At 56.5% G+C, this 6,840-nt stretch carries 6 protein-coding genes; 5 read left to right on the forward strand and 1 reads right to left on the reverse strand.

The window, feature by feature from the left end; genetic code table 11:
• The first annotated feature begins 106 nt into the window (after positions 1–106).
• The 5 genes from ACTH3D_RS11940 to ACTH3D_RS11960 all read left to right on the forward strand — a co-directional run bounded on the left by ACTH3D_RS11940 (position 107) and on the right by ACTH3D_RS11960 (position 5,457).
• Positions 107–1,537, forward strand: coding sequence for a hypothetical protein (locus tag ACTH3D_RS11940; protein WP_427029799.1), 1,431 nt, complete (start codon positions 107–109; stop codon positions 1,535–1,537).
• 99 nt (positions 1,538–1,636) lie between these two features.
• Positions 1,637–3,082 carry a WD40 repeat domain-containing protein gene (locus ACTH3D_RS11945; RefSeq protein ID WP_441667348.1) on the forward strand — a complete coding sequence of 482 codons (1,446 nt, stop codon included), beginning with the start codon at positions 1,637–1,639 and terminating at the stop codon, positions 3,080–3,082.
• 132 nt (positions 3,083–3,214) lie between these two features.
• The gene (locus ACTH3D_RS11950) at positions 3,215–4,213 is read left to right on the forward strand and encodes a hypothetical protein (RefSeq protein WP_441667349.1); all 999 of its coding nucleotides are present in this window, start codon (positions 3,215–3,217) and stop codon (positions 4,211–4,213) included.
• A gap of 61 nt (positions 4,214–4,274) precedes the next feature.
• A complete protein-coding gene (locus ACTH3D_RS11955) occupies positions 4,275–4,913 on the forward strand; it encodes a hypothetical protein (RefSeq protein ID WP_441667350.1) in 639 nt (212 codons plus the stop codon).
• Positions 4,914–4,956: 43 nt separating this feature from the next.
• Positions 4,957–5,457: a hypothetical protein gene (locus tag ACTH3D_RS11960; RefSeq protein WP_441667351.1), complete on the forward strand. Its 501-nt coding sequence runs from the start codon at positions 4,957–4,959 to the stop codon at positions 5,455–5,457.
• Positions 5,458–5,909: 452 nt separating this feature from the next.
• Here the strand turns inward: ACTH3D_RS11960 and ACTH3D_RS11965 are convergent.
• Positions 5,910–6,840 (reverse strand): hypothetical protein (locus ACTH3D_RS11965; protein WP_441667352.1); only part of this gene is annotated, 931 nt, incomplete at its 5' end.

Raw genomic sequence — 6,840 nt, forward strand, 5'->3', positions numbered from 1 at the left:
CATTGAGTCGAAGATTTACCTGGCGGCCCTGGACGGCGTGTTCGGCGAAATGAACGGTACCGTCGTCGATGGCTTGATGCCCGACCCCTGCTGAGGAGTACCGTCAATGAACAAACTCGTCATGATTGGCCTGGTGTGGCTGGCCGGCATAGCCGTCAGCGATGCACTGGCTGACTCGCCCTCGACAATCGACTCCGAGGCCCTGAATGAGCCGGGAAATGGCGGTGGCCTATTTACCGAGGGGTGCAATCGCGCCCTGCACATGCGCGTTACCGAGTGGGCGGTGCACGACGAATATGCCGGTCAGGCGCCACCGCCTGGGCAGCGCTGGCTGGCGCTGGAACTCGAGGTCGAGAACCGCATGCCGGCCGATCTCATCTTCGACCTCGACTATGAAGAAGCCGTGCTGATCGCCTCCCTGACGCGCCAGGGCTACCTACTGGTTGACGGACAGCGAGTCTCGCGCCGCACACAGTTAGACCGCGATACGCGTGCCATCGACGATGGCTTCGTGCTGGGACGAATCGGTGACACGCGCCAAGGCAGCATGGTCTATGCGATACCGGCGTCCGGGATCGATACTCTGTCATTCCACTACTATCACGACGACTATGCCGCCCTGTCCATCCCGTTACTGGGGGAGATGGCCACGGCGGCCAGGAGAGCGCCAGCGGACAACATGCCGATGCAGGGCAATGATCTGATGGAAATCGCGGTGGTCTCGGTGAAGTTCCCGGATCGCTTGCATGGCCAGGCCCCGCCCGAGGGCATGAGCTGGCTCGCCGTTGACCTGCGTGGGCGAAGCCGTTGGGAAAACCCCGCCGATGCCCTGGCCCTGGATCGCGACGCCGCGATAGACGCCAAAGTGGACCTGCCCCATGTGATGGAATACGTGGAAGCCGGCGGATTGCTGCAAGCCGTGGTAGATGGTGGCCATGGCTATGTGCGCGATGCCGAGTTGAGCAACCTGCTGGATGATCCCGTCTGGTTGCCCGAGTTCATGGCGGGAGGCATTGCGGTGTTCCCAGTGCCGGAAGGCGCCGAGCATATCGAATTGGTGACCTATTTCCCCGAGTTCCGCGCCGCCGGTATCTCGTCGGATATTCGCCCTCCACTGCGCTTTACACTGCTCGATGACGCGGCACCCACCGACCACGCCGAGCCCTTGGCGCTGATCGAGGACGAGCCTACGCCGGTCAGCATTCATGCACTGGATTTCCGGGATAGGTTTGCCGGCCATCAGGCCGCGGAGGGCGAGGTGCTGCTGTTGATCGAGGCATCGATGACCAACCTCAGCGGGGTGGGCGGAATGATGGCGGTCAGCCAGCGCCTGCGTCCGTTGGCACCCGAGGGTGAGCTCGTCGGCGCCTATCAACGAGGCCCTGTGGAACTGGTAGAGCCCTTCTGGTTACCGGCCAATGATGAGCCGCGACACTTCATGCTGCTGTATCGATTCGTGCAACCCGCTGAGGAGCATGAGTTCGCGTATGGCGGTGTCTCGGTAAACAGCCAGATCAGTCTCCATGTTGGGGATTGATCTTGTTCCACCGTTGGCCGAGTGCAGCATTCGCCAATGCAAGACAGTCAGGGGGATTACGTCATGAAGCAGCGCATTAAAAGATATTTGACACCCGTCTTGAAGAGACAGTGGCAGCTGCTGTCACCGGCTGGGGTGCTGGCCAGCGCCGCGTTGCTCGGGATGGCCGGCCTTGCTCATGCCGCGGGTCAGGATGATCTGGCCGCGATACCCGACTGGCGTAGCGCTGAACTGGGGTTTGAAATCGAATGGGCCGGGGAGCGGTTGGACGCTATAGCTGTGTCTCCTGATGGTCTGTACCTGGCGATGACGGCGCAGGGGCAACTGGACATTTTCGGTATGGAATTGGGTGAGCATCGTCATCGGCTGCTCGGACACCCCGCCGCCAATATGGACATGTCGTTGCCGGTCTCGGCGCTGACGTTCAGCCCCGATGGCCGGATGCTGGCCACCACCAGTTGGAGTCAGGGCCTATCACCCGAGGCATCGCTGATGCTCTGGGACATGGCAACAGGAGAAGCGCGCCTGGCCCTGGCCGGAGGCCAGGGATGTCATGATGCGGCCTTCACGTCTGACGCGACGGCGCTGTGGGCCGCCTGCGGAGTAGGTGTGCAGCGCTATTCTCTGGAGGATGGCGACGTTACCAGCTCCTTGGGTGATCGCCCCGTCGAGGCCATTGCCCTGCATCCCGAGGGCGAGATACTGGCCAGCGTGGCCGCCAACGTGGGGCCTGATCCCGAGGCCAGCCAGCGCCTCGTGCTGTGGGGATTGTCGGAACAGGGAGCCAGCCAGCTTAATGTTCTCGAGGTGGGGGCTAGTGTCACGGATCTCGCCTTCACCGCCGACGGTCGCCACCTGATAGCGCAAGGTCAGGGGGATGGACAGAGCGAAAGCCCTGGGCAGGTGACTGTATGGGACTGGCAGCGTGCCGCTATTGTCCATCGACACGGACTGCTGGACTCGGCGCCCATCGCCATTAGCTCGGACGGCACGATCCTGGCGGGCGGTTTTCGTGATGGCCTGATGCTGGCGCTGGATGGCACACCGCTCGAGCATGGCATTCTGATCCGTCAGCAAGGCGGCGCCGATGCACTGGCCTTTGGGCCGTCGGGCGAGGCGCTTGTGTGGGCGGGAAAACCGCCGACCTTTCCCACACCGGTGGTGCGATTGTGGCGGGCGACTTCCCCACCCCTGGAGGCCGCGCCCTCTGGCCAGCGCGTGGACGCTGACTACCAGCTTATCGAGCTGCCTGAGGTCGATGCCACGGGCGATCCGGTGGCGTTCGCACGGGAGCATTACGGCGTTCGCGAGCCCAACGACATCACCGAGGAGGCCGTCACTCTACGGATGCTGCCTGACGGTAATAGCGAGGTCACTCTGTTCCTGGATGGACTTAAGGATGATTCGGTGCGTGCCCTTCGCTTCCGGCTTCACTTTACCCCGGCGGGTGAGGGGCGCTGGCAACTCGGCGAGGTAGGGCGGCAGCAGCGCTGCTGGCGGGGAGATACCGATCCGGACGAGTGGAACAAGGGGCTCTGCCCATGACCACTGGCTGAGTTCAGCCGGGAAGCGTTATTCCCCCTTCAAACGAAGGGGTTCGCATCGCACCAGGAAAGCTAACCTACTAGGTATTAGTCGAAAGCACTAACGACAATACATCCTTATCAGGAGGCAAGTATGTGGGATTTTAGGCTCGGGCAGGCCATTGGTCTGATGTTTAAAACCCTGCCTTTTATTATCTTTCGCCTAGTGGTGTATTTCGGTATCGCACTGGCGTATGTGCTAATGACTGGCGTAGGTGCAGGGGTTGGATGGGGTGTTGGCGGCTTTGGCGACGAAGGCTTTCGTGCGGCTTCTACCTTTTGGGGCGGTGTGATCGGTTTTGGGATTGTTGGCGCGGTGATGTATGTGCTGCGTGAGTACCTTTTGTATGTGGTCAAAGCAGGGCATATAGCCGTGTTGGTAGAGTTAATTGAGAGTCAAACACTGCCTGAAAACCGCGGCCAGATTCAATACGCCAGCCAGGTCGTCAAGGAGCGCTTTGGTCAAGCCAGTGCCTTGTTTGTGGTAGACCAACTGATTAAGGGCGTACTCAAATCTCTGGTGGGTATGGTTAAAACGGTATTTAGGGTTCTTCCCATGCCTGGGGCGCAGCAGTTTCTTCGCATTGTGCAGGCATTTCTGCGCATTGCCGTCGGTTTCATTGATGAAGTGATCCTGGCTTATTGCATTCGGACGCGCTCAAACACTCCTTGGGAGAGTTCGCGGGATGCCTTGATACTTTACGGCCAGAACCTTAAGCCGATGATGAAAAATGCAGCATGGCTAACGTTGATTCTCTATCTATTGTCGTTTGTTGTCTTCCTGGTAATGCTGGCACCGGCGGCCTTAGTGGCTTACCTGATCCCCGGCGGCTGGTCAGCAACTGGGCTGGTCATTGCGCTGCTATTTGCCTGGAGCGTTAAAGCGGCGGTGTTTGAGCCACTGGCGGCCACTTGCATGATGCAGGTCTATTTCAAGACGATTGAAGGGCAAACACCTGACCCTGAGTGGGAGGCAAAACTGGATGGGATCTCGAAAAAGTTTCGTGAGTTAAAGCAACAAGTGGCCACTGAAAAAGCAACACAAACCAGCGATGTCAGTACATTCGAGACAGAAGAAAGCGGCGTCAGATAACCGGCAGAACTGCTTGGTATTATTCCAATAATCAATAACACCTACGTAAGAGGGAATGGTTATGAAGTCGAAGATCACCTTGACCCACCTAAAGGCTGCCGTCCTGGCAAGCGTTATCACGCTGCCAGCAGCACAAAGTGCGCTGGCGGATGAGGTTATCGAACAGATTGAACTGGGGCTTGAACTTTATCAAGAGCAAGAGTACGGCGCGGCAATTACCGAGCTGGAGTTCGCTATTGAAGATATGCGCAAGATGATGTCGGGTCTAATCGCGCAAACCTTCCCGGAGGCACCGGGTGGTTGGACAGCACAGGAAGCTAGTTCCGGGAGTAGCGGCGGCGCAGCCGCCATGTTTGGAGCGGGCGGTACGTCGCTTGAACGCGTCTATCAACAGGAGGATGGCAATGGCCAATTGACAGCGAGCATGATGCTGGATAGCCCGCTGATTCAAAGTATGGGGGCAATGTTCAGCAATCCCGCCATTATTGCCGCGCAACCTAATATGGAGCGTGTTCGCCTAGGTCGTGAAGCGGCGGTAGTGAAGTGGGAACCTGAACGCTCTCGCGCAGAGGTAACGTTAATGCTTGATGGCCGTATTATGATGCAAGTGAAGGGTGAAAACCTCGGTTCTCAGGAAATTGCTGTTGACCTGATGCGAGACTGGGACTTGGCGGCCGTGCGCGAACAGAGTGCCCGTTAAGCGTGCCGGCTAACAAGACAGATGGCTAAACAGGAGATAGTAGGTGATAAATCGACAACGATTCATATGTGGTGCACTGCTACTGGGTGGGGTTATGTGGGGTGCTGGGCAGGCACTAGCTGATGAAATCAGCGGTACGCTGAATGGAGAGCCTAAACAGTGGCATGTCGTTACCCATGCAGAAGGCTCAACGGCCTACTTTAGCGAAATTATGCCCAATATGATCAATGTGACTGTTCAAGGGCATCGGGAAGCACATTACGAAACGCAAGGCACCCTTAGCATTGGTTTTATGGTGATGAACGGTGTCGCCAGCAGTGCCTCGGTGGGCTACTTTCCCGAAAACTCAATGATGCCGCATTATGGTACGGAGCAAGAGGTGCCAATTGAGATAGAGCTGCTCGATATCGACAGTGACCCTGGCCGTGCCAAAGGGCGGATTACAACCTCGCTGGCGTATATTGCCTCCATGTCAGAGGATTATGACCATGGCAATACGATGGATGTCGACGTGTCGTTTGATGTGGCGCTAGCAAAAGAATAGATGCGTTAAGGCGTCGGAAAACTCGCCACTTCATGTGTCACAGGAGCTTAGCCGACAAACAAGAACAAACAAGGCAGACCAGTCCGCAACCGTGAGTTGCTGACCAAGGCGCAGCAGCAGGGCAGAACGCCGGTAGTCGATACTTCGAAGCTGCTTCGATCGCCCTTACTCGTATCAGGGAAGGGATCTGTCGGGGCATTGATTAGGCGCAGTTTGAGTGGCACGGCACTCGTCGCATATGGCGAGCTTTTGTGATGCAAAATAGCAAATATCTCTGGTCATATACTTGACGGGAATCCACGCCTCCACTCCATTATTCCTGCCCAGAAAAGCCACTATTACCGTCAGATTATTGAAAAACATACATATGCATACAATCGGCCAAAAGCAGTGCTTGGTGTTTAAGCGTCCGTTGAAGAGCAGGGCACCGTTACATGTCCGTTATATCTTGATCAATCGCTTGAGAACTCAAAGGCCTGCGCAAGCAGCGGCTGTCGGTCAACCATTCTCGACACAGGCGCACCAGCAAATATTCGTTTCGGGTCAATTGTCACAAATCCCCAAAATTGTAAAAAGCGTTCAATAAAGCGAGATTCAATCAATATGCTGAGTAGGCGCATAGGTGGGAAATGCTCTTCGGCTGGCAGCTCACCAACAAAATCAGGGAAAGCTGTGGCAACCTCGTTGGCTAACTGATCAGCAGAGCCGTGGTACTGCAATCGCCACAACATAAATAACCAAAACGTGCGCAGATCCACTTCCTCTGGCCAGCCATCAAGATAGCTCCAGTTATATTTCGTCACTGCAGCTTCGAGCATAGGCAGAAAAAAGCAGTGAAGGCCATGGGTCTGATACTGCTTTTGCGCCGCTTTTTTCACATGGTAGTGACCACTGCGACGATAAATAATGCCCGCCGCTTCCGCTAGAATGCGGGTGTAGTGTAGGGCGTTAAACGCTTCCTCGTTGCGACCCGCAAATTCACTGATGCTGAGATGGGCGTGATACTGAGAGACAGCGAACTCAGGGAGCAGCGCACTGGCGTGTTTTACCAGTTTTGTAGGCAAGTTACCTTTGGGGGTCGCTTTGAAGAACCCTCCATGATGCATCGCTTCATCCAGAATTAACGACAAATAGCGCATCACCGGGCTGGTAGATAAATCGTCTGGTGTGTTGATGATCACCCCAGCGAACTCCCCAAACGGTGCATACAACCAACTACACACCCGCGTAGACGAGAGGCCACAAAAGTCGTCCAGGGGCCGATGGTTTTGCTCATCCAGTTTGCGTTGCGCCACCAAGCGGAGCTCATCCAGGCTTAGGTGCGGATTCATTGCCACAGTTTGTGCAATACTATCTGACACGTCGGCGTGCTGTTTTGAAACG

Origin of the sequence: Halomonas sp., assembly GCF_052095765.1 — a bacterium.
GTDB lineage: Bacteria > Pseudomonadota > Gammaproteobacteria > Pseudomonadales > Halomonadaceae > Halomonas.

Excerpts from the sequence above, each read along its gene's own strand:
- ACTH3D_RS11955 (WP_441667350.1), top strand. The coding sequence starts at position 4,275 with ATGAAGTCGAAGATCACCTTGACCCACCTAAAGGCTGCCGTCCTGGCA.
- ACTH3D_RS11940 (WP_427029799.1), top strand. The coding sequence starts at position 107 with ATGAACAAACTCGTCATGATTGGCCTGGTGTGGCTGGCCGGCATAGCC.
- ACTH3D_RS11950 (WP_441667349.1), top strand. The coding sequence starts at position 3,215 with ATGTGGGATTTTAGGCTCGGGCAGGCCATTGGTCTGATGTTTAAAACC.